Origin of the sequence: Glycomyces artemisiae (assembly GCF_003002955.1) — a bacterium.
Classification (GTDB): Bacteria; Actinomycetota; Actinomycetes; order Mycobacteriales; family Micromonosporaceae; genus Glycomyces; species Glycomyces artemisiae.
In genome coordinates this window covers 139,849-159,716 of the sequence record NZ_PVTJ01000009.1, presented here as the reverse complement: position 1 = coordinate 159,716, position 19,868 = coordinate 139,849, and the positions used below count along the sequence as shown (strand labels likewise).

The 19,868-nt window shown below is 71.0% G+C and carries 19 protein-coding genes; 7 read left to right on the top strand and 12 right to left on the bottom strand.

The genetic code is table 11. From position 1 onward, the window contains the following. Nucleotides 1-13: 13 nt before the first annotated feature. On the bottom strand, nt 14-868 hold the full coding sequence (locus B0I28_RS27430) for an SHOCT domain-containing protein (protein WP_219926912.1): 855 nt from the start codon (nt 866-868) through the stop codon (nt 14-16). Nucleotides 869-959: 91 nt separating this feature from the next. Between B0I28_RS27430 and B0I28_RS21655 the strand changes: the two genes are divergently transcribed. Further along, nucleotides 960-1,901: an SDR family NAD(P)-dependent oxidoreductase gene (locus B0I28_RS21655; protein WP_106365943.1), complete on the top strand. Its 942-nt coding sequence runs from the start codon at nt 960-962 to the stop codon at nt 1,899-1,901. Nucleotides 1,902-1,948: 47 nt separating this feature from the next. After that, entirely contained in the window at nt 1,949-2,458 is a 510-nt protein-coding gene (locus B0I28_RS21650; protein WP_106365942.1) for a mycothiol transferase, read from the top strand. Between the two features lie 12 nt (nt 2,459-2,470). Here B0I28_RS21650 and B0I28_RS21645 read toward each other — a convergent pair whose 3' ends face one another. The 6 genes from B0I28_RS21645 to B0I28_RS21620 form a co-directional block, all read right to left on the bottom strand. After that, a complete protein-coding gene (locus B0I28_RS21645; RefSeq protein WP_106365941.1) occupies nt 2,471-3,076 on the bottom strand; it encodes a DUF11 domain-containing protein in 606 nt (201 codons plus the stop codon). Nucleotides 3,077-3,318: 242 nt separating this feature from the next. Next, nucleotides 3,319-4,332, bottom strand: a complete 1,014-nt coding sequence (locus tag B0I28_RS21640) for a substrate-binding domain-containing protein (protein WP_106365940.1) — start codon at nt 4,330-4,332, stop codon at nt 3,319-3,321. A 104-nt stretch (nt 4,333-4,436) separates the two neighbouring features. Further along, nucleotides 4,437-5,561: a glycoside hydrolase family 53 protein gene (locus B0I28_RS21635; RefSeq protein WP_106365939.1), complete on the bottom strand. Its 1,125-nt coding sequence runs from the start codon at nt 5,559-5,561 to the stop codon at nt 4,437-4,439. A gap of 2 nt (nt 5,562-5,563) precedes the next feature. Beyond that, nucleotides 5,564-6,439, bottom strand: coding sequence for a sugar ABC transporter permease (locus B0I28_RS21630; RefSeq protein WP_106365938.1), 876 nt, complete (start codon nt 6,437-6,439; stop codon nt 5,564-5,566). A gap of 4 nt (nt 6,440-6,443) precedes the next feature. Then, the gene (locus B0I28_RS21625) at nt 6,444-7,814 is read right to left on the bottom strand and encodes a carbohydrate ABC transporter permease (RefSeq protein WP_106365937.1); all 1,371 of its coding nucleotides are present in this window, start codon (nt 7,812-7,814) and stop codon (nt 6,444-6,446) included. A gap of 15 nt (nt 7,815-7,829) precedes the next feature. Then, the gene (locus B0I28_RS21620; protein WP_106365936.1) at nt 7,830-9,185 is read right to left on the bottom strand and encodes an extracellular solute-binding protein; all 1,356 of its coding nucleotides are present in this window, start codon (nt 9,183-9,185) and stop codon (nt 7,830-7,832) included. A 275-nt stretch (nt 9,186-9,460) separates the two neighbouring features. Between B0I28_RS21620 and B0I28_RS21615 the strand changes: the two genes are divergently transcribed. The 3 genes from B0I28_RS21615 to B0I28_RS21605 all read left to right on the top strand — a co-directional run bounded on the left by B0I28_RS21615 (nt 9,461) and on the right by B0I28_RS21605 (nt 13,824). Beyond that, nucleotides 9,461-11,416, top strand: a complete 1,956-nt coding sequence (locus tag B0I28_RS21615; RefSeq protein ID WP_219926910.1) for a beta-galactosidase — start codon at nt 9,461-9,463, stop codon at nt 11,414-11,416. A gap of 68 nt (nt 11,417-11,484) precedes the next feature. Then, nucleotides 11,485-12,594, top strand: a complete 1,110-nt coding sequence (locus B0I28_RS21610) for a glycoside hydrolase family 53 protein (RefSeq protein ID WP_106365934.1) — start codon at nt 11,485-11,487, stop codon at nt 12,592-12,594. A 90-nt stretch (nt 12,595-12,684) separates the two neighbouring features. After that, complete coding sequence (locus tag B0I28_RS21605; RefSeq protein WP_106365933.1) at nt 12,685-13,824, top strand: glycoside hydrolase family 53 protein; 1,140 nt, start codon at nt 12,685-12,687, stop codon at nt 13,822-13,824. Here B0I28_RS21605 and B0I28_RS21600 read toward each other — a convergent pair. Further along, complete coding sequence (locus B0I28_RS21600; protein WP_106365932.1) at nt 13,821-14,192, bottom strand: DoxX family protein; 372 nt, start codon at nt 14,190-14,192, stop codon at nt 13,821-13,823. The genes B0I28_RS21605 and B0I28_RS21600 overlap by 4 nt on opposite strands. A 120-nt stretch (nt 14,193-14,312) precedes the next feature. Here B0I28_RS21600 and B0I28_RS21595 point away from each other — a divergent pair, with 120 nt between their 5' ends. Next, a complete protein-coding gene (locus B0I28_RS21595) occupies nt 14,313-14,972 on the top strand; it encodes a TetR/AcrR family transcriptional regulator (RefSeq protein ID WP_106365931.1) in 660 nt (219 codons plus the stop codon). A gap of 4 nt (nt 14,973-14,976) precedes the next feature. Here the strand turns inward: B0I28_RS21595 and leuE are convergent, their stop codons facing one another. From leuE to B0I28_RS21580, 3 genes are all read right to left on the bottom strand, one after another. After that, nucleotides 14,977-15,627 carry a leucine efflux protein LeuE gene (gene leuE / locus B0I28_RS21590; RefSeq protein ID WP_106365930.1) on the bottom strand — a complete coding sequence of 217 codons (651 nt, stop codon included), beginning with the start codon at nt 15,625-15,627 and terminating at the stop codon, nt 14,977-14,979. Between the two features lie 150 nt (nt 15,628-15,777). Beyond that, nucleotides 15,778-16,836 carry an AI-2E family transporter gene (locus tag B0I28_RS21585; RefSeq protein WP_106365929.1) on the bottom strand — a complete coding sequence of 353 codons (1,059 nt, stop codon included), beginning with the start codon at nt 16,834-16,836 and terminating at the stop codon, nt 15,778-15,780. A gap of 76 nt (nt 16,837-16,912) precedes the next feature. Next, on the bottom strand, nt 16,913-17,344 hold the full coding sequence (locus B0I28_RS21580; protein ID WP_106365928.1) for a DoxX family protein: 432 nt from the start codon (nt 17,342-17,344) through the stop codon (nt 16,913-16,915). Nucleotides 17,345-17,469: 125 nt separating this feature from the next. On the opposite strand from B0I28_RS21580, the gene B0I28_RS21575 reads away from it, so the two are divergent. Then, nucleotides 17,470-18,546 carry a winged helix DNA-binding domain-containing protein gene (locus tag B0I28_RS21575; RefSeq protein ID WP_106365927.1) on the top strand — a complete coding sequence of 359 codons (1,077 nt, stop codon included), beginning with the start codon at nt 17,470-17,472 and terminating at the stop codon, nt 18,544-18,546. On the opposite strand, the gene B0I28_RS21570 is transcribed toward B0I28_RS21575, so the two are convergent. Next, nucleotides 18,543-19,760 (bottom strand): sulfotransferase family protein, encoded by a 1,218-nt coding sequence (locus tag B0I28_RS21570; RefSeq protein ID WP_106365926.1) that lies wholly within the window; start codon nt 19,758-19,760, stop codon nt 18,543-18,545. The genes B0I28_RS21575 and B0I28_RS21570 overlap by 4 nt on opposite strands. Nucleotides 19,761-19,868: the final 108 nt, after the last annotated feature.

Here is a 19,868-nt window from a genome sequence, read left to right as displayed (position 1 = left end):
GTGCCGCCGCTGCTCATTGCTCCAGGAGGCGGCGCTTGGCCGCCTCGAACTCCTCTTCGGTGAGGTGGCCCGCGGCGCGCAGGGCCGCGAGGCGTTCGAGCTCGGCGACGAACGAGTCGGGGGCGGCCGTCGCGGGCACGGCGTCCGGTTCGGGACGCTCCAGGGCGGGGAAGCTCCTGATCCACGGCAGGGCGATCCTGGCGCGCTCGGGGCGGGTCTCGCGGAAGACCGCGAAGAGCGGGTGGCCGACCCACTGCTCGCGGGCGCGCACCTTCACGCGGTGGCGGCGGCCGTTGTCGGTGAACGTCAGGTACGCGGTGCCGAAGCCGAGCGCGGCGGCGTCCTTCGCGCCGATGCGGCCGTAGTCGCCTTCGGCGGGGCCGTAGTCGACGAGGACGGCGGGCACGCGCCTGGCGCCGAGGAGGCGGGCGCCGTAGCCGGTGGTCTTCAGCTCCGAGAGCAGGCCGAGGAGCGCGATGAGCGCGGCGAGGGCCGCGGCCGCGGTGACGACCCGCCGCTCGGTGAGGACCGACGCGGGGTCGACGCCGCCTTCGGTGACGGCCTCGTTCCAGCCGCTCAGCGCCGCGAGCGTGCCGACCAGGGCCGCGAGTCCGAAGCCGAAGGCGCGGGCGGGCTTGAGGAGCAGGACCATGAGGACGACGTTGCAGATGATCCCGGCGATCGGCAGGAGCGACCGGGGGTCGTTCGTGGAGCACTCCCCGCCCCAGCACTCCCACTGGACCAGGTGGCCGACGGAGACGCCCCATTCGATGAGCCGCCAGGCGGCGACGGCGAACGCGGCGGTGAGGAGGAAGCGGAGGATCGCCGGGCCGGGGCTGCGGCGCGCGGGCTGCGGTGTCGAGGGCACGGGACCAGTATGGAGCCTGGGAGCCCCTCGCGCGGAACGCGTCTCGCGAAGTATTTGACCTAGAGCGCGCTCTAGGTTCTACGCTCGGTCCATGAGCACACCGCAGCAGAGCATCAACTCCGGATTCGGCGCGAAGACCACCGCGGCCGAGGTCCTCGAAGGCATCGACCTGACCGGGAAGCACGTCCTCGTCACCGGCGGGTACTCCGGGATCGGCCTGGAGACGACGAAGGCGGTCGCGGCCGCGGGCGCGGAGGTCCTGGTCCCCGCGCGGCGCCCGAAGGTCGCCGAGGAGGCCCTCGACGGGATCGCGGGCGTCGAGACGGACGAGCTCGACCTCGCCGACCTCGCGAGCGTCCAGGCGTTCGCGGACCGGCGCATCGCCGTCGGGCGGCCCTTCGACGCCGTGATCGACAGCGCCGGCGTCATGGCCTGCCCCGAGACGCGGGTGGGGCCGGGCTGGGAGCTCCAGTTCGCGACCAACCACCTCGGGCACTTCGCGCTGGTGAACCGGCTCGCGCCGCTCGTCAGTGAAGGCGCGCGGGTCGTCTCGGTGTCCTCGGGCGGCCACCGCAGGTCGGCGATCCGCTGGGACGACCCGCACTTCGAGCGGGGCTACGACCGGTGGGAGGCGTACGGGCAGTCGAAGACCGCGAACGTGCTGTTCGCCGTCCACCTCGACCGGCTCGCGCAGGACCGCGGCATCAGGGCGTTCGCGCTGCACCCGGGCGGCATCCTCACGCCGCTCCAGCGGCACGTCTCCCGCGAGGACCAGGTCGAGCTGGGCTGGATCGACGCCGACGGCAACCCCGTCGCCGACTGGTTCAAGACCCCCGAGCAGGGGGCCGCGACCCAGACGTGGGCGGCGTTCTCGCCGCAGCTCGACGGGAAGGGCGGCGTGTACCTCCAGGACTGCGACGTCGCGGAGGTCGGCGAGGGCGGTGTCGCCGAGTACGCGGTGGACCCGGACGAGGCCGAGCGGCTGTGGGCGCTGTCGGCGGAGCTGACGGGGGTCGACGGCTTCGGGCGCTGACGTCGGTCGGGCGCGGTAAGTTTCCAGGCGGAGAGAAGGGAGGCCGCATGGAGGTCAACGAGGTGCTGGCCGACGCGTTCGGGCGGGTCCAGGGCGAGGTCGCGGGGGTCCTCGACGGGCTGTCGCAGGAGGACCTGGAGGCCCGGCCGGGCCCGGAGGCGAACTCGATCGCGTGGCTGGTGTGGCACATCGCCCGCGTCCAGGACGACCACGTGTCCGAAGCGGCCGGCCGCGAGCAGGCCTGGACCGCGGGCGGATGGGAGGAGCGGTTCGGCCTGGACCTGCCGCCCGGGGACACCGGGTACGGGCACGGCCCGAAGGACGTCGGCAAGGTCGCGGGGGTGTCCGGGCCGGACCTCCTCGCGTACTACGAGGCGGTCCACGCGAACACGCTCGAATACATCGGCGGGCTCACCGCGGCCGACCTCGACCGGGTCGTGGACACGAACTGGACGCCGCACGTGACGCTCGGGGTGCGGCTGGTCAGCGTCATCGACGACAACCAGCAGCACGGCGGGCAGGCCGCGTACGTGCGCGGGCTCCTCGAAAGCCGTTGAGGCGCAAGGGGTTCAGGGGCGGGCGCGGCGGGAGCGGGTGAGCAGGACCCACAGGCCGGCGGCGAGCACCCCCGCGGCGCCCGCCGCCGCGGCCCACAGCCACCAGTGGGCGGTGGACTCGACGGGGGCGACCAGCGCGGCCTCGTCCCTGTCGCAGTCGAGCATGTGGACCTCGTCGGCGGTGGCGACGCAGACCGTGGTGGTGAACCCGGTGCCGCGGCCCGCGGGGCCGAGGTCGTGCTCCTCGACCGCGACGAGGCGGCCTTCACGGAGCTGCTCCCCCGTTCCGGCTTCGACGGTGTCGCCGATCGCGACGGTCTCGCCGGGGCCGAGGGAGATCCGCCACACGGCGCCGCCTTCGGGCTCGGTCGCGGGTTCGGACCCGGCGAGGGTGAACCCGGACGGGAGCAGGTGCGAGACGCGCAGGTCCTCGTAGGTTTCGTCGCCGGTGTTGGCGACGGTGATCGCGTACTCGACGGTCTCGCCCTCGCGGACCACGTCGGCGTCGGCGGTGCGCTCCACGGTGACCGCGATCGGGCCCGCCTGGGCTGCCGCCCCGGTGAGGACGGCCGCGGCCAGGCCGCAGGCGAGGGCGGCCGTCAGGTTCCAGTGCTGCATGGGGTCCGTTGTAGCGGAGCGAGCCGTGGGAAGGACTGCGCGACACGGCGGCGGCGCAGGAAGGAAAGGCGAGGAGTGCTCGATGCGGCGCGCCCCCGTTTCGAGTGTGGCGCGGGGGTGCGACAGCGCACCGCGGCGCGGGCCGGGGCCGGATGCGTTCGGGTTCAGGCGGGCCGCTCCCGGGACCGCGGGGAGCCGGTCGGCCGGGGCCGGACGCGTTCGGGTTCGGTCGCCTTTCCGGCTCAGGCGCTGTCGCGGACGACCAGTTCGGTCGGGAGGATCACCGGTTCCACCTCGTGCTCGTCGAGCAGTTCGATGAGGAGGCGCACGGTCTCCTCGGCGACGCGGGCGAGAGGGTGGCGGACCGTGGTGAGGGCCGGGCGGGTGGCGGTGGCGATGACCGAGTCGTCGAAGCCGCCGACGGCGACGTCCTCGGGGACGCGGCGGCCCGCCTCGTGGAGGGCCTGGAGGGCCCCGGCGGCCATGAGGTCGGAGGCGACGAAGACGGCGTCGATGTCGGGGGCGGCGGCGAGGAGGCGGCGCATCGCGGCCTCGCCCGCGGCCTGCGTGTAGTCGCCGTGGACGACGAGCTGCTTGGCGGCCTTGCGGCCCAGCACGCCCGTGAAGCCTTCGAGGCGCAGCGCGCCGCCGGGCGTGTCGAGCGGGCCGGTGATCATGCCGATCTTGCGGCGGCCCAGGCCGACCAGGTACTCGGTCATGGCGGCGGCGCCGCCGCGGTCGTCGGCGGCCGCGTACGGGATCACCGACTCGCGGCCCAGGACGGCGCCGCACGCGACGGCCGGGATGCCGGAGCGCTCGATCTCGTCCAGCAGCGGGTCCCCCGCGTGCGTGGAGACGAGCAGGGCCCCGTCGGCGTGGCCGCCGCGCAGGTACCGGGCGACGCGGTCGCGGCCGCGGTCGTCCCCGGCGATCATGAGCACCAGCGACATGTCGCGCTCGGCGAGCTGGTTCGTCGCCACCCGCATGAGGACCGAGAAGTTCGGGTCCTCGAACAGGCGCTCCTGCGGCTCGGACAGGACCATGACGATCGAGCCGGTCCGGCTGGTCACGAGGCTGCGCGCCGCCCGGTTGACGACGTACCCGGTCTCGGCGACCGCGCGGCGCACCGCCGTCTCGGCCGAGAGCGAGACGTTCGACTTGCCGTTGAGGACCCGCGAGACCGTCCCGCGCGAGACCCCCGCGGCCGCGGCGACGTCGTGGATCGTCGGTCGTTTCCGTGCTGCCAAGTTGCTCAGTTCTCCCTTGTGTCCCGGTCATTATGTCCCCGCCCGGCGACCGGGCGGGGCGCGGATGATCGGGTCGGCCCTAGGGGGGGTGACGGCCTCGCCGGATTCCGCGGTCAGGCGCCGCCGAGCGCCCGCAGCGACGGCAGCGCGTCGCCGTCGAAGTCGAACAGGCCCTGGTTGGCCCAGGAGTTCCCGGCCTCGTCCAAGACGTCGTCGCCGTACTCCATGCCGGCCCGCGACGCCCAGGTCGTGCCCGCCACCGGGAGCCACGCGGGCTCCCAGTAGACGATGCCCAGGCCCAGGCCGTTCGGGACCGCGGCCACGGTCGCGTACAGGTCGCGCAGGAACGCGGTCTGGCCCTCGGGCGAGACCTCCCACGGCAGGCCCTCCGCGAGCTTCGCGGTGAAGACCTGGTGGTGGCCCTCCGGCTGGGCCGTCGTCCACGCGAACGCCGTCTCGACCACCACGAGGCCCTTGCCGTAGCGCAGCGCGAGGTCGTTCAGGTTGGCGCCCAAGTCCTCCAGGGTCGAGTGCCAGTACGGGTAGTACGACAGGCCGATGACGTCGAAGTCGAGGCCGCGCACCGTCGCCTGGTCGAACCAGCCGCGGTAGAGCTCGTTCGCACCGCCGAAGTCGAGGTGCACCATCACCTGCGCGCCCCCGGACTCGCGCACCGCGGCCGCGCCCGCCTGAAGGAGGCCGGTGAGGCGGTCGAACGCGGCCGGGTCCTCGCCGTCGAAGCGGCGCTCGGCGTCCAGGAACTTGGGCGTCCTGCCTTCGGGCCAGAGCATCCCGTTGGTGATCTCGTTGCCGACCTGCACCATGTCCGGGTAGACGTCCGCGGCGCTCATCGCGGCGAGGACCTCCGCGGTCCAGTCGTGCACGCGCGCTTGAAGGTCCGCACCCGTGAGGCCGCGCCAGGCCTTCGGCGTGGACTGCTTCTTCGGGTCGGTCCAGAAGTCCGAGTAGTGGAGGTCGAGCAGGAGGCGCTGGCCCGCGGCCCTGGCGCGGCGGGCCAGCGCGATCGTGGTGTCCAGGTCGTTCGTGCCGCCCATGTAGGGCTCGCCGGTCTCGTCGCGCGGGTCGACCCACAGGCGCAGGCGGATCCAGTTGACGCCGTTGGACTCCAGGATCTCGAAGAGGTCGCGTTCGGCGCCGCCGGAGCGGAAGGCCGCGCCGCGCTCCTCGATCTCGGCGGTCATGGAGACGTCGGCGCCTCGGATGGGCGGCAGGGACATGTCTAGCCTTTCTCGGCGCCGGCGGACGCGCCGGTCACCAGGTAGCGCTGGAGGACGATGTAGAGGATGGTGATCGGGACGGCGAGGATGACCGCGCCGGCGGCGAAGGTCGTGAACGCGTTCTGGTAGACGTCCTCGATCATGGCGAACAGGCCGAGCGCGACGGTCTGCTTCTCGGGGCTCTGGAGCAGCAGGCGCGGGAGGATGAAGTCCATCCACGGCACGGTGAACTGCGTGATGGCCACGAAGGTGAGCATGGGGCGCATGAGCGGCAGGACGATCTTGACGAAGATGGTCCACCGGCTGGCGCCGTCGATCGCGGCGGCCTCGTCGAGGCTCGCGGGCAGGTTGTCGGTGTAGCCCTTCATGAGCCACGTGTTGTACGGGAGGGCGGCGGCGATGCTCACGAGCGCGAGGCCGGTGAGGGAGTCGAGCAGCCCGAAATTGAGGAACAGCATGTAGACGGCGATGGCGGTGAGGAAGGTCGGGAACATCTGGAGGATGAGGATGCCCAGGAGCCCGGCCTTGCGGCCGCGGAAGCGGATGCGGGAGAACACGTAGCCGCACAGGGCCGACAGGACGACGGAGCCGACCATGTTGAGGACGGCGACGTACAGGGAGTTGAGGTACCAGCGCCCGTAGTCGGTCTCGGTGAAGAGGCTGACGTAGTGGTCGAGGGTGGCGTCGGTGGGGATGGGGCTGGCGTTCGCCAGGCCCGTCCCGGGGCTGAAGGAGGCGCCGACGATCCACATGAGCGGGAAGATCACGATGATCGCGACGACCAGGAGCTCCAGGTGGAGGAAGAGGCTCGCGGCCTTCTCGCCCCGCGGGGAGGTGCGGCGGCGCTTGCGCGCCGGTGCTGCGGTTTCGGTGGTCATGTGATCAGAGCTCCCGGATCGCCTTGGAGCGGTTGAGGTTCCACACCGAGATGGTGCCGACGATGACGAAGATGAGCATGCTCATGACCGCGCCGATGTTGTAGAGCCGGTTGTCCAGAGTGAGGTTGAACAGCCAGGTGATGAGCAGGTCGGTGCTCCCGGCGAACCGGTAGTCGGCGTTGTCGGGGCCGCCCTGGGTGAGGAAGTAGATGACGCCGAAGTTGTTGAAGTTCGACACGAACGCGAGGATGAGCAGCGGCGCGACGGTGCGGTGCACCACCGGGAAGGTGATGTGGCGCAGCTGCTGGAGCGGTCCGGCGCCGTCCATGCGGGCGGCCTCGTAGTAGCTGTCGGGGATGTTGGTGAGCACGCCGCCGACGAGGGCCATGAAGAACGGGAAGCCCAGCCACAGGTTCACGAGCAGTGCCACGGCTCTTGCGAGGTTCGGGTGGGACGGGTCGGTGAACCAGTAGACGCGCTCGTCGGTGAGGCCGACGTCGACGAGCCACTGACTGATGGGTCCGAACTGGCCGTTGAACATCGAGCGGAACACCAGGGCCGAGACGATGCCGGGGACGGCCCACGGCAGCAGGAACACCGAGCGCCACACGCGCGGGAACTTCACCTTCTTGTTCGCGAGGAGCACGGCCTGGAGGAATCCGGCCGCGTAGGTCGTCGCCGTGGCGACGATGGCCCACACGAAGGTCCAGCCGAGGACGCCGAGGAACGTCGCGGTCCAGGAGGGGACGGCGAAGATCGTGGCGAAGTTGTCGAAGCCGACCCAGTTGACGAGGTTCTTCGGCGGCAGGTTGTCCCGGTTGTAGTCGGTGAAGGCGACGAGGATGCCGAAGAGCACCGGCAGGACCGACATGAACACGATGAGGATCAGGCCGGGCGACAGCACGATGTACGCGAAGGCGCCCTCCCATACGCGCTTGAAGTAGGCGAGGGAGGTCTCGCGCAGGCCGCCCTCGATGAGGCGGCGGCGGTAGGCGTGGGCGTCGCGGATGCTCCAGACCCACACGATCGCCAGGAGCGCGAGGGTGAGGAGCGCGATGAGGCCGTTGGCCATGAGGACGATGGAGTTGTCGCCGTCGGTGAGGCCGGTGACGGTCATCTGGCGCGGCTGGGTGCCGAGGGTGAGCAGGCCCCACAGGCCCTTGATGAAGAACCCGCCGTTGGAGCGCGGCGCGAAGTCCATCCCGGCGTAGTAGTTGCCGGTCCCCATCTCCCAGCCGATCAGGGCGGCGAAGAAGGCGAAGAAGAAGGCGGCCTTGCCGACCTGCCGGTTCATGAGCTGGCCGGCGCCCCACACCAGGGCCGAGGCGACGCCCGGCACCGGTGCGGGGAGCCCGCCGTTCTGAGCAGTGCCCATCTGTGGTTGCGTCCCTTAGAGTCCGGCGAGCTCGTCGTACCCGGCGACGGCCGCCGCGGCGGCGTCGGCGGAGGACGAGAGGTCGTCCCAGACGGCGACGGTCATCTCGTTGGCGGTCGACCAGAAGTACTCGGGCAGCTGCGGGAACAGGTCGGCCTGGGTGGACTGGGCGACGATCCCGGCGACGTGCGGGTCCTCGGAGAGGCCCTCGATGCCCGCGAGCAGGTCGGCGTTCAGGGCCGGGATCTGGCCGGTGGTGGCGTAGAGGGCGGCGGCGCCCGCGTCGGAGGCGAGGAAGTTCGCGAAGACGCGCGCGGCGGCCGGGTACTTCGTGTACGCCGACACGGCGATGACGTGCATGCCCGCGAAGGACGAGGCCGGGTCGCCGGAGGGCGCGGAGGGGATGGTGGTGACGCCGTACTCGAAGCCGTTCTCGGCGGCGCCGGCGTCGAACGCGGAGAACGCCCACGGGCCGGTGATGATGAGCGGCGTGTTCCCGGCGGCGAACTCGGCCTCGACGGTCTCGGGGGTGGCGTCGGCGGACGGGACGTTCCAGATCTCGCGCAGGCCCTTGTAGTAGTCGAGGGCCTCCACGAGGGCCGGGTCGTCGAAGCCCGGCGCGGCGACGTCGCCGCCGGGGTAGGCCTGCCAGCCCATGGAGGAGAGCACGGAGTAGGAGTAGTAGATCTCGCCGGGGACCCAGCGGATCGTCCAGGTGTTGGCGGCCGCGTCGTTGTAGCCCGCGGCGATGGACTTGACGTCCTCCCAGGTGGCGGGCGGCTGGTCGGAGCCGGTCAGGTCGGTCAGGAGCTGCTTGTTGTAGAACAGCGCGATGGACTCGGTGGTGACGGGCACGGCGTACATCTGGCCGTCCTCGCCGGACACGGCGCTGGTGAAGGTCTCGGCCAGGCGGCCCTTGAGGACGGTCTCGTACTCGCCGAGGGGCGCGGCGGTGCCCTCTTCGATCGCGCGGGCGATCTGGTCGTAGAAGCTCATGAAGACGTCGCCGCCGTTGCCGGCCTCGCCCGCGAGGGACATCTCGGAGACGGCGTCGTTCTGGGCCACGAGCTCGTACTCGAACTGGATGTCGGGGTAGACGTCCTTGAAGGCCGTCTTGAACGCGTCGATCTGCGCCTTGGCGAGGTCCTCGTTCTCGAACCACAGCTTGAGCGGGACCTTGCCGGAGGCGATGTCCTCCTCGATGACGTACTGCTGTGCGTCGGCGTCCCAGTCGAGGCCGCCGTTCTCCTCCGGCTCCTCCTCGGGGGAGCCGCAGGCCGCGAGGGTCCCGGCCGCGGCGACCCCGCCGCCCGCGGCGAGGAGGCGGCGGCGGTTCATCGAGGGTCCCGCGTAAGCACCGTTGCTGCGCATGTCAAGTCCTTGTCTCGGTGAGAGGGAGTCCAGTGCCCGCTGGGCTGAGAGAGGCGTGCCACCGGACTGTGAACGTTTACACGAATCTAGCGACTCACGTCGCAGTTAGCAACATATCTATGTCCGCTTGTATCCGTTTCACGTGAAACGTACTTCATGAAACGATCACAATTTCGAAACGAGGACCGACTGAACCACAGGTTGCACGGCGGCTAGGCGTGGAGTACTGTGCACGTTCACAGGCATTGATGCAAGGAACCTCACAGGAGACCGCAGTGCAGGACATTCGCTTCGGCGGCGACTACAACCCCGAACAGTGGCCGGAGGAGATCTGGCTCGAAGATGTGCGCCTCATGCGCGAGGCGGGCGTCAACCTCGTCAGCCTCGGCGTCTTCAACTGGGGGATCATCGAACCCGCCCCGGGCGAGTACGACTGGAGCGGCCTCGACGCGATCGTGGAGCTGCTGCACGCCAACGGAATCGGCGTCAACATGGGGACCCCGACCTCCTCGCCGCCCGCGTGGCTCCGCAAGGCGCACCCGGAGATCAGGCTCGTGGACGCCGAGGGCCGGACCCTCGCCGGGGGCTCGCGCCACGGCGTGTGCCCCTCCTCCCCCGCCTATGCCGAGGCTTGCGCATCCATCGTGGACAAGATCGCGGAGCGGTACGGCAAGCACCCGGCGGTCAAGCTGTGGCACATCCACAACGAGTACGGATGGGCCAATGTAGAGTGCTACTGCGAGGCGTCCGCGACGGCGTTCCAGGGGTGGCTGGCCGAGAAGTACGGCGATGTGGACCGCCTGAACGAGGCGTGGGGCACCGCGTTCTGGGGCCTGGTGTACCGGTCCTTCGACCAGGTCGAGGCCCCCGCGGCCGCGCCGCCGGGCGTCAACCCCGCGCTGCGACTGGACTGGAAGCGGTTCTCCAACGACGAGCACGTGCGCAACTACCGGATGCAGCGCGAGGTCATCGCCCGGCACTCCGAGGCCCCCGCGACCACGAACTTCATGATCCCCAACTGCGAGGGCATGGACTACCGGCGCTGGGCGGGCACTGTGGACGTGGTCTCGAACAACCACTACCTCATCGCCGAGCGCCCGGACCACCAGATCGAGCTGTCGATGAGCGCCGACCTCACCCGGGCCGTGGCGAACGGCCCGTGGATGGTCATGGAGCACTCCACGTCCGCGGTGAACTGGCAGCCGCGCAACATCGCCAAGACCACCGGCGAGCTGCGCCGCAACTCCCTCGCGCACGTCGCGCGCGGCGCCGACGGGCTCATGTTCTTCCAGTGGCGGGCCTCCCGGGCCGGGGCCGAGAAGTTCCACTCCGCGATGCTCCCCCACGGCGGCACCGACACCGAGGTGTGGCGCGACGTCGCCGCGCTCGGGAACGACCTCAAGAAGCTGTCCGCCGTGGTGGGTGCCGATGTGGCCGCGGACGTGGCGGTCCTGTGGGACTGGGAGTCCTGGTGGGCCCTCGAACTCGAATGGCGCCCCTCGGTGGACCTGAAGTACCGCGAGCGCGTCGAGGCGTACTACGCGGCCCTGTGGCGCGAGCACGTCACCGTGGACTTCGCGCACCCCGAGGCGGACCTGTCGGGGTACCGGCTCGTGGTCGCGCCGTCGTCCTATGTGCTCACCGACGCGGCCTCGAAGAACCTGCGCGGGTATGTGGAGAACGGCGGCCACCTGGTGGTCTCGTACTTCTCGGGGATCGTCGACGAGCACGACACCGTCCACCCCGGGGCGCACCCGGGCGCGCTGCGGGAGACCCTGGGACTGTGGATCGAGGAGTTCCACCCGCTCCACGAGCGTGAGTCGCTGAGTCTCGATTCCGGTGCGGCGGGCCGCATCTGGTCCGAGCACGTGCGCCTCGACGGCGCGGAGGCCGTGGCGCGCTTCGCGTCCGGTCCCGACGCGGGGCGTCCGGCGCTGACCCGGCACGACCTCGGGCGCGGCACCGCGTGGTACGCCGCGACCGCACTCGACGCGGGCACGGGCCTGGACGAGCTGCTGGCGACCGCGATGGACGCCGCCGGAGTCGAACGGCCGCAAGGCGTCCCGGACGGCGTCGAGGTGGTCCGCCGCGGCGCCCACCGCTTCCTCATCAACCACACCGGGCAGGACGTGCAGGTGCCGGGCGCGGGCGTCGACGCGCTCGACGGCACCGCGTACGACGGCCGCGTCCCGGTCCGCGCCGGAGGGGTCGTGGTCCTCGCCGACGCCTAGAAGCCCCGGCGGCCCCGCACTCCCGCGGGGCCGCCGCCAAGAAAATCACCCTCAGGGAGAGTGTCTCAATGAAGAGAAGAACCGCCCTCACCGCGGCAGTCGCCGCCCCGGCACTCGCTGTCCTCGGCAGCGGCACCGCGGCCTCCGCGCAGACCGCGTTCGCCCGCGGCGCCGACATCTCCAGCCTGGCCAAGTCGGAGGCGCTCGGCGGCGTCTACATGTGGTCGGACGGCTGGAAGGAGGACGCGATCTGGATCCTCCAGAAGAGCGGCGTCAACTGGATCCGGCTGAAGGTGTGGGTGAACCCCGCCGACGGCTACAACAACAAGGCGCGCGTCGTCGCGGTCGCCAAGCGCGCCAGGGCCGCCGGCCTGAACGTGCTCGTCGACTTCCACTACTCCGACGTCTGGGCCGACCCCGGCAGCCAGACCAAGCCCGCGGCGTGGGCGAACTACAGCGTCGCGCAGCTGAAGACCGCGGTCTACAACCACACCGCCGACGTGCTCGGCGCGATGGTCTCGGCGGGCGCGGCCCCGCAGATGGTGCAGATCGGCAACGAGCTCAACGGCGGGATGCTGTGGCCCACCGGCCGCTACGACCAGCTCGACAACCTCGCGCAGTTCCTCATCTCGGGTGCGAACGCGGCCTACGCGACCGTGCCCGGGATCAAGGTCATGCTGCACCTCGCCGAGGGCGGCAACAACTCGCTGTTCCGGTGGTTCTTCGACGCCATGAAGAGCCGCGGCGTGCGGTGGGACGCCATCGGCGCGTCCTACTACCCGTACTGGCACGGCTCGCTCTCGGGCCTCCAGTCGAACCTGAACGACGTGGCCGCGCGGTACGCGAAGCCGGTCTACGTCGTGGAGACCGCGTACCCGTTCACGTCGAGCGACAGCGACGGGTTCGCGAACATCGTCTCGTCGTCCACACCCGTCTCCGGCTACCCGGCGAGCACGACCGGGCAGTCCAACATGCTCAAGGCGATCGCCGACGTCGTCAAGGCCGTCCCGAACGGCCGCGGCGCGGGCGTGTTCTGGTGGGAGGCCACCTGGACCGCCGTCAAGGGCAACGGCTGGGACCCGACCGACCCGTCGAGCGGCAACGGCTGGGAGAACCAGGCGCTGTTCGACTACGCGTGGAAGGTCACGCCCGCGCTGAAGACCCTCGGGACCCTCTAGACCGAACCTCCATCCCCCTGGTCGGGGCCGGCCGCGCGGCGCACTCCGCGCGGCCGGCCCCCGAACCCCCGCAAGAGAAAGCGACCCCTGATGAAACGCAGAACCGCCCTCACCGCCGCAGGCGCAGGCGTCTTCGGCATCGCCGCGGCAGCGGCCGTCCCGGCTCTGGCCGAGGCCGTCGGCGACGACCGAGGAAAGCCCGGCGGGAGGTTCGTGCGCGGCGCGGACGTCTCCGGCCTGCTCAAGAACGAGGACTACGGCGCGGTGTACCGCAAGGCGAACGGCCGGCCCGGCGACGCCGTGCAGATCCTCGCCGACAGCGGCGTGAACACGCTGCGCGCGAAGGTCTGGGTGGACCCGGCCGACGGGTACAACGACAAGGACCACGTGGTGGCGCTCGGCAAGCGCGCCAAGCGCGCCGGGATGGACCTCATGGTGGACTTCCACTACTCCGACGCCTGGGCCGACCCCGGGAAGCAGAACAAGCCCGCCGCGTGGGCCGAACTGTCGTTCGCGGACTTGAAGACCGCGGTGTACGAGCACACGGCCGACGTCCTCGGCGCTCTGAGGCGGGCCGGGGTGAAGCCGACGCTCGTGCAGGTCGGCAACGAGACCAACGGAGGGCTGCTGTGGCCCGACGGCAGGTGGGACCAGCTGGAGCAGATGGCGGAGCTGCTGGCCGCCGGGTGCGATGCCGTCCACGACACGGCGCCGCAGGCGAAGGCCGTGCTGCACTTGGCCGAAGGCGGGAACAACGGCGCGTTCACGTGGTTCTTCGACAACGCCGTGGCGAACGGGGTGCCGTTCGACGCGATCGGCGCCTCGTACTACCCGTACTGGCACGGGCCGCTCTCGGGGCTGGAGGCGAACCTGAACGACCTCGCGGGCCGGTACGGGAAGCCGCTCTACGTGGTCGAGACCGCGTACCCGTTCACCACCGGGGACGCCGACGGGTTCGCGAACATCGTCACCGACCCCGAGCCGGTGGCCGGGTACCCGTCGAGCCCCGAGAACCAGGTGCACTGGCTGGAGCAGATCGCCGAGGTCGTCAGGAACGTGCCCGACGGCCTCGGCAGGGGCGTCGTCTACTGGGAGCCGACCTGGACGGGCGTCGCGGGAGCCGGGTGGGACCCGGCCGACCCGTCCAGCGGCAACGGCTGGGAGAACCAGGCCCTGTTCGACTTCGACGGGAAGCCGCTGCCGGGCCTGCGGACGCTCGGGCGGCTCTAGAAGGACCAGGGGCCGAAGCGGCCCCAGGCGATCACGGCGGCGATGAGGAACAGGACGCCGTTGACCACGAGGGCGGAGTACTCGCCCTTGCGCACGTGGTACGCCGCGGCGAGGACCATCGTGAGCGCGAGTCCCGCCGCGGCGAGCGGCGTCAGGACCACGGCGATGCCGGTGGCGGCGGGCAGGATGAGGCCGAGCGCGCCGAGGAACTCGACGATGCCGACGAACTTGACGGTCCCGGCGGAGAAGTCGTTGACCCACGGCATCTGCGGGGCGAGCTTCTCCTTCGGCTGGGTCGCCTTCATCACACCGGCGGCCAGGAAGGCCAGGGCCAGAAGGCCTTGCAGGATCCAGAGCAGGACGTTCATGCGGGCGTCTCCATAACGAATCGACGGGCGCCGCTCCCAAGCGGAGCGGTCTATCCGGTTGCTGGCGCCGAGTGTAACAACACAAGCGGATAGGGCATTCCACTTGGTTAGGATGGCGGCATGGAACCCGACCGCAAGCGCCCCCGCCGCCTCCGCTGCGACGCGGAGCAGAACCGCGAGCGCATCATCGAGGCGGCGCGGCGGGTCTACGAGCGGGAGGGCCTGAGCGCGTCGATGGCGTCGATCGCCCGCGCCGCAGGCGTGGGGATCGCGACGCTGTTCCGGCGGTTCCCGACCCGCACGGAGCTCATCGCCGCGGTGTTCGAGGACGCCATGGAGCGCAACCGGGCCGCGGCGCTCGCGGCCGGGGAGCGCGCGTCGGCGTGGGACGGGTTCCGCGAGTACGTGGAGACCGTGTGCGGGCTCCAGGCGGACAACCGCGGGTTCGCCGAGGTGCTGACGATGAACTTCGGGTCGGCGAAAGTGCTTGAGCGCCACCGGCAGGAGGCGTTCGCGGCGTTCACCGACCTCATCGGCCGCGCGAAGGCCGAGGGGCGGCTGCGCGAGGACTTCGCGCCCGAGGACCTGCTCATCCTCTTGATGGCGAACGCGGGCGTGCTGGCGGCGGCCACCGACGCGGCGGGCGAGGCGTCGCGGCGGCTCGTGGGCCAGATGCTGCGGGCGTTCGCGGTCGGCGCCGAGGAGGCGCTGCCGGAGGCGCCCGCGCCGAAGCGGCTGCTGCGCGGGATGGTGCGGGGGCGCCGCGGGAGCGCCTGCTAGGCCGCTACCCCGCCGCGAGCTTGGTGGCGAAGCCGATCATGACGGCGCCGACGAGGCCGTTCCCGGCCGCGGCGAGGCGGCGGCGGCGCCGGAACACCTGGGCGAGGCCGTCCCCGGCGAGGATGAGCGTGGTCAGGTAGGTCATCGACAGGACCTGGATGATCACGAACAGGACGCCGTAGCTGAGGACCGGGTAGGCGTAGCCGGGGTCCACGAACTGCACGAAGAACGAGACGAAGAACAGGATGGCCTTGGGGTTGAGCAGGCTCGCGACGAGCGCGCGCGTGAAGGGCCGCTCGTTCGGCGACGCGGCGGGCGCGGGGGCCTCCTCGATCGCATCGCCGCGGCGGGCCGCGCGCCAGGACTTCACGCCGCCGCGGATGAGCCCGAACGCGAGGTAGGCGAGGTAGACGACGCCCGCCCAGCGCACCAGGTTGTAGATCAGCGGCGAGGTCGCGAAGACCGAGGCGAGGCCGGCGGCCGTGGCGATCATGAGGACCGAGTCGCCGCAGAAGACCGCGGCCGCGGCCTTGAACCCGTCGCGGCGCCCGCGCCGGGAGGCCACGGACAGCACGTACAGCGAGTTGGGGCCGGGGAGCAGGATGACGAGGACCGAGGCGACGACATAGGTCCACAGGTCGACGGTGCCGAACACGGGCGCTTCCTCTCAACGCGGGGGACGCATCGAAACGGCCGCGCTCGCGCGGCTCAACAGTCCCAGCCTAGCGCGCCGTTGCGAGGTGGCCCTATGCTGTGGCGACCGGGGCCGGCGGCGCGTGCGGGTATGCGCCGCCGGCCCCTTCGCTCACGAGTTGTCGAGGCGCGGGATCACGATCTCCTTGGCGATCAGGCGCACCGCCGCGTAGATCGGGACCGACAGGACGATGCCGACGACGCCGAAGAGCGTGCCGCCCACCAGGACCGCGACGATCGCGGCCAGGTTCGAGACCTTCACCGCGCTGCGCATCACCGTCGGGTAGATGACCCAGTTCTCCAGCTGCTGGTAGGCGATGAAGAAGATCGCCGACGCGACGGCCGTCATCGGCGAGACCGCGAGGGCCACCAGGGTCACCACGACCGCGCCGATCGTGGCGCCGATCTGCGGGATGAGGTCGAGCAGGGCCACCAGGAGCGCGAGCAGCGCGCCGTAGGGGATGTCGACGATCGCCATGAAGATCCACGACGAGACGCCCGCGAACAGGCCGATCGCCAGTGCGCCGATGAGGTAGGCGCCGACCTGCTTGAGGATGCCGTCGAGGATGCGGCCGGTCTGCTCGCGCTTGGAGGCGGCGACCAGGCGCAGCGAGCCCTGGCGCAGCTGCGTGTAGGACGCGAGGATGAAGACGGTGAGGAGGATCGTGGTGACGGTCCAGACCAGGCCGTTGGCGGCGGAGGCCGCGCCGCCAGCGACGCCGCCGAGGGCCTTGGAGATGTTCTCGGCGGTGAGGACGCCTTGGGCGCGTTCGGCCAGGCCCGCTTCGCCGCCGAACTGGGCGGCGAGCTTGCTGCTCATGATCGCGTCGTAGTAGTCGGGGACGTGCTCGACGAACTGCGCGGTCTCGCGCACGAGCGCGGGGATGATCGCCGCGATGCCGCCGCAGAAGACGAGGAACACGCCGAGGAACAGGATCGTCATGGCGAGCCAGCGGGGCATGCCGCGGCGGGTCATGGTGGAGATGATGCGTTCGAGGCCGATCGCGAGGAACGCCGCCACGACCAGGGCCGTGATGACCGTGCTCAGCTCCTGGAGCGACCAGACGAGCGCGTAGGCGACGGCGAGGCCGAGGCCGAGCAGGATGCCCGCGGTGAGCGGGGGGCTCTGGGAGAGGCTTCTGCGCAGCGGCAGTCCGGGTTTGTCGGTCATGGGAGATGTCTAGCAGATTCGGCGGCGGCGCGGTGGAAGGGCCGGTGGCGGTGCCACCGGCCCTTTCGGGTTCGCGTCAGACGGCTTTGAAGCCGCGGGAGAGGAAGCGGCGGGTCTGGTAGAAGCGGGCCCAGGCGATGAGCGCGAACAGGACCAGCAGGATCAGCGGGGTGTAGACCGGGTAGTCCAGGATCGTGGCGTTGAAGATCGCGGCGCCGACCATGAGCAGGCTCAGGCCGATCGCGGCAAGGCCACAGGCGCGCGGGATCAGCAAGCCCACCCCGCCGGCGACTTCGAGCGCGCCCACGGCGTACATGAACCAGTCGCCCCAGCCGATGAGGGCGAACCCCTCGGCGGCGGACTCGACGCCGAACAGCTTCGGGGCGCCGGAGGCGGCGATCATGAACGCGGCCAGCAGCGCCTGGAGGACCCACAGGGTCACGTGCAGGCCCTTGGCGGGGCGCTCGGCGTCGACGGTCTTCTCGATGGCGATGTCGTTGGTGCTCATAGTGTCTCGTACCTTCCGGGAGTATCGGGCTCTCGAAAGTGAAGACGAGGGGGCTCCTCCGGATTCATCGCCGCCGCCGAAGTTTTTCCGGAGCGGGTGTCGGGGGGCGCGGATACGGTGAAGGCATGATCGACAGCCGCCAGGTCCTGAGATACCGCACGCACGTCCAGCAGCTCGACCGCGAGCACGGCACGGCCGCCGACACGGCCGTCCTCGACCTCGGGGTGCAGGACACCGGCCCCGACGGCGCGATGTGGGCGCTGGCGGTCCGCGGCGCCGGCATCAAGGAGGAGGACCTGGTGTGGCTGTGGACGCTGCGCGGCGCCCCGCACGCGTACCGGCGCGCCGACATGGCCGCGGTGGCGGCCGCGGTCGCCCCGTGGTCGGACGCCGACGCGGCCAAGCGGATCTTCGACGCCTCGAAGCCGCTCAAGGCCGCGGGCATCCCGGTCCTGGAGGCGCTCGACACCGTCGCGGCCGAGATGAAGCGGATCGTCACCGCGCCGATGGTCAAGGGCGAGATGTCGACCCGCCTGCACGAGGCGCTGCCGGAGCCGTACCAGCGGTACTGCCGCTCGTGCGACGCGGTGCACCTGTACGAGATGCCGTTCCGCCTCGCCGCGGTCCACGCCGGGCTCGAACTGGAGGCGCACACCTCGCCGCCGGTCCTCAAGCCCGTCAAGGGGTTCAAGCCCGCGAAGGCGTTCCCGCAGCGGCTCGACCCGGTCCGGGCCTACCTGCACCTGTGCGGGCCCGCGACGGTGAAGGAGGTCGCCGAGTACGTCGACTCCCCCGTCAAGGAGGTCAAGGCCCACTGGCCCGCGGACGCGGTCGAGATCGACGTCGCGGGCGAAAAGCGGTGGATCCTCGCCGGGGACGAGGCGGCCCTGCGCGAGGCCGACGCCGAGGCCGTCAGGCTCGTCGGGCCTTACGACCTGCTGCTCCAGTCGCGGGACCGGAAGCTCCTCGTCGACGACCCCGCCAAGGCGAAGGCCCTGTGGCCGGTCCTCGGCCGCCCCGGCGCGGTCCTCGCCGGGGGCCGGATCGCGGGGCTGTGGCGGCCCCGCAAGTCCGGGAAGAAGTTCACGGTGCTCCTCGAACCGTGGGAGCAGTCGTTGGACCGCCAGGCGATCGGGGTCGAGGCCGAGCGGCTCGCGGCCTTCCGCGGCACCGCGCTCACCGCCGTGGAGTACGCGGACTAGCGCTTCGCCGTCAGGTTGTCGACGAACAGGCCGTAGTCGCCGAACGCGTCGTCGATCATCGCCGGGTGCAGCCCGTAGTGGACCATCGAGTACTCGTGGCCGCGCTGGTCCCGCGGGCGGTCCAGCGCCTCTTCGAGGTTCCGCTCGTCCGCGTCGGTCCACTTGAGGTCGAGCTGCTCGAACAGCGCGGGGACGGCGCGGGTCGGATCGGCCATCATCGCGTGGTACGACACGTCCACGGTGGTCTCGCGGGGCATCTTGATGCGCTCCCGGCGGGCCCGGTCGACCATCTCGGGGAGGATGCGCAGCCAGGTGCGGCCGATCTCGTGCGGGTCCACCGAGCCGGGCCGGTTGTGCAGGTACGCGAGGGACTCGGCCATCGAGCACATCGAGCCCATGACGGTGTGCGGGTCGCGGTGCGTCCACACGAACTTCGCATCCGGGAACACCGCGTGGATCGCGGCGGTCTCGCCGAGGCAGTCGGGGTGCTTGAGCATCCAGCGCGGCGTCGGGCGCCGGTACTGGAGGATCTGGAGCGTGTCGCGCACGAACCGGTAGTCGGGACGGGCGTCGTAGGTCGACATGAACTCGATGTACTCCGGCATGGGCGCCATGGTGTTGTGCAGGCGGCTCTGGTTGAGCAGGAAGTAGATCTCCTCGACCCAGTCGGAGCGGACCGGGTGGATGCGGCCCCACGAGGGGCTGAGGGTGAGGATCTGGTCGAGCTTGCGCTGGGTGCGGCGGCGCAGCCGCTGCTCCTCCTCGACGGTGCGGGCGAGCCCGATGTTGTCCATCTCCCACATGTACGGTCCGCGCCCGCCTTGGGCGTTCGCGAGGATCTTGTGGGTCAGCGTGGTCGCCGTGCGCGGCAGGCCGATCACGAACACGGGCGCCTCGATCCGCTCGCGCCTGACCTCCGGATGCCGGCCCTGGAGGCGGCGGACGCGGAACAGGTTCCCGATGCGGGTCCTGATCATGTCGTGGACCGAGAGCCAGCCGACGCCGCTGAGCGACTCGACGGCGGCGATGCGGTGCAGGAACCACCGCAGGTGCTCCAGGGACCGCTCGTCCTCCTCGGTGAGCACGGCCCCGTCGAGGTCGGAGCGCTCGGTCAGGAGGATCTTGTCGAAGACCCGGTCGGGGTCGCGGCGGGCCTTGGCGGCGGGGGCGGTGAGGGTGTTGACGAGTCGCATCTTCGCGGTGGTGCGGCGCATGGGAAAGGGGTCCTCTCTCCGTCGGCATTGGACACCGGATCGGGCGGATTCCCACGTACCGTAGCGCAATCGGTGCGCACGGAAAAGACCCGCGCGTCGCCTTTGTCA

Excerpts from the sequence above, each read along its gene's own strand:
- B0I28_RS21605 (WP_106365933.1), top strand. The coding sequence starts at position 12,685 with ATGAAACGCAGAACCGCCCTCACCGCCGCAGGCGCAGGCGTCTTCGGC.
- B0I28_RS21570 (WP_106365926.1), bottom strand. The coding sequence starts at position 19,760 with ATGCGCCGCACCACCGCGAAGATGCGACTCGTCAACACCCTCACCGCC.
- B0I28_RS21600 (WP_106365932.1), bottom strand. The coding sequence starts at position 14,192 with ATGAACGTCCTGCTCTGGATCCTGCAAGGCCTTCTGGCCCTGGCCTTC.
- B0I28_RS21620 (WP_106365936.1), bottom strand. The coding sequence starts at position 9,185 with ATGCGCAGCAACGGTGCTTACGCGGGACCCTCGATGAACCGCCGCCGC.
- B0I28_RS21655 (WP_106365943.1), top strand. The coding sequence starts at position 960 with ATGAGCACACCGCAGCAGAGCATCAACTCCGGATTCGGCGCGAAGACC.
- B0I28_RS21610 (WP_106365934.1), top strand. The coding sequence starts at position 11,485 with ATGAAGAGAAGAACCGCCCTCACCGCGGCAGTCGCCGCCCCGGCACTC.
- B0I28_RS21625 (WP_106365937.1), bottom strand. The coding sequence starts at position 7,814 with ATGGGCACTGCTCAGAACGGCGGGCTCCCCGCACCGGTGCCGGGCGTC.
- B0I28_RS21630 (WP_106365938.1), bottom strand. The coding sequence starts at position 6,439 with ATGACCACCGAAACCGCAGCACCGGCGCGCAAGCGCCGCCGCACCTCC.
- B0I28_RS21650 (WP_106365942.1), top strand. The coding sequence starts at position 1,949 with ATGGAGGTCAACGAGGTGCTGGCCGACGCGTTCGGGCGGGTCCAGGGC.
- B0I28_RS21580 (WP_106365928.1), bottom strand. The coding sequence starts at position 17,344 with ATGAGCACCAACGACATCGCCATCGAGAAGACCGTCGACGCCGAGCGC.
- B0I28_RS21645 (WP_106365941.1), bottom strand. The coding sequence starts at position 3,076 with ATGCAGCACTGGAACCTGACGGCCGCCCTCGCCTGCGGCCTGGCCGCG.
- B0I28_RS21635 (WP_106365939.1), bottom strand. The coding sequence starts at position 5,561 with ATGTCCCTGCCGCCCATCCGAGGCGCCGACGTCTCCATGACCGCCGAG.
- B0I28_RS21575 (WP_106365927.1), top strand. The coding sequence starts at position 17,470 with ATGATCGACAGCCGCCAGGTCCTGAGATACCGCACGCACGTCCAGCAG.
- B0I28_RS21595 (WP_106365931.1), top strand. The coding sequence starts at position 14,313 with ATGGAACCCGACCGCAAGCGCCCCCGCCGCCTCCGCTGCGACGCGGAG.
- B0I28_RS21585 (WP_106365929.1), bottom strand. The coding sequence starts at position 16,836 with ATGACCGACAAACCCGGACTGCCGCTGCGCAGAAGCCTCTCCCAGAGC.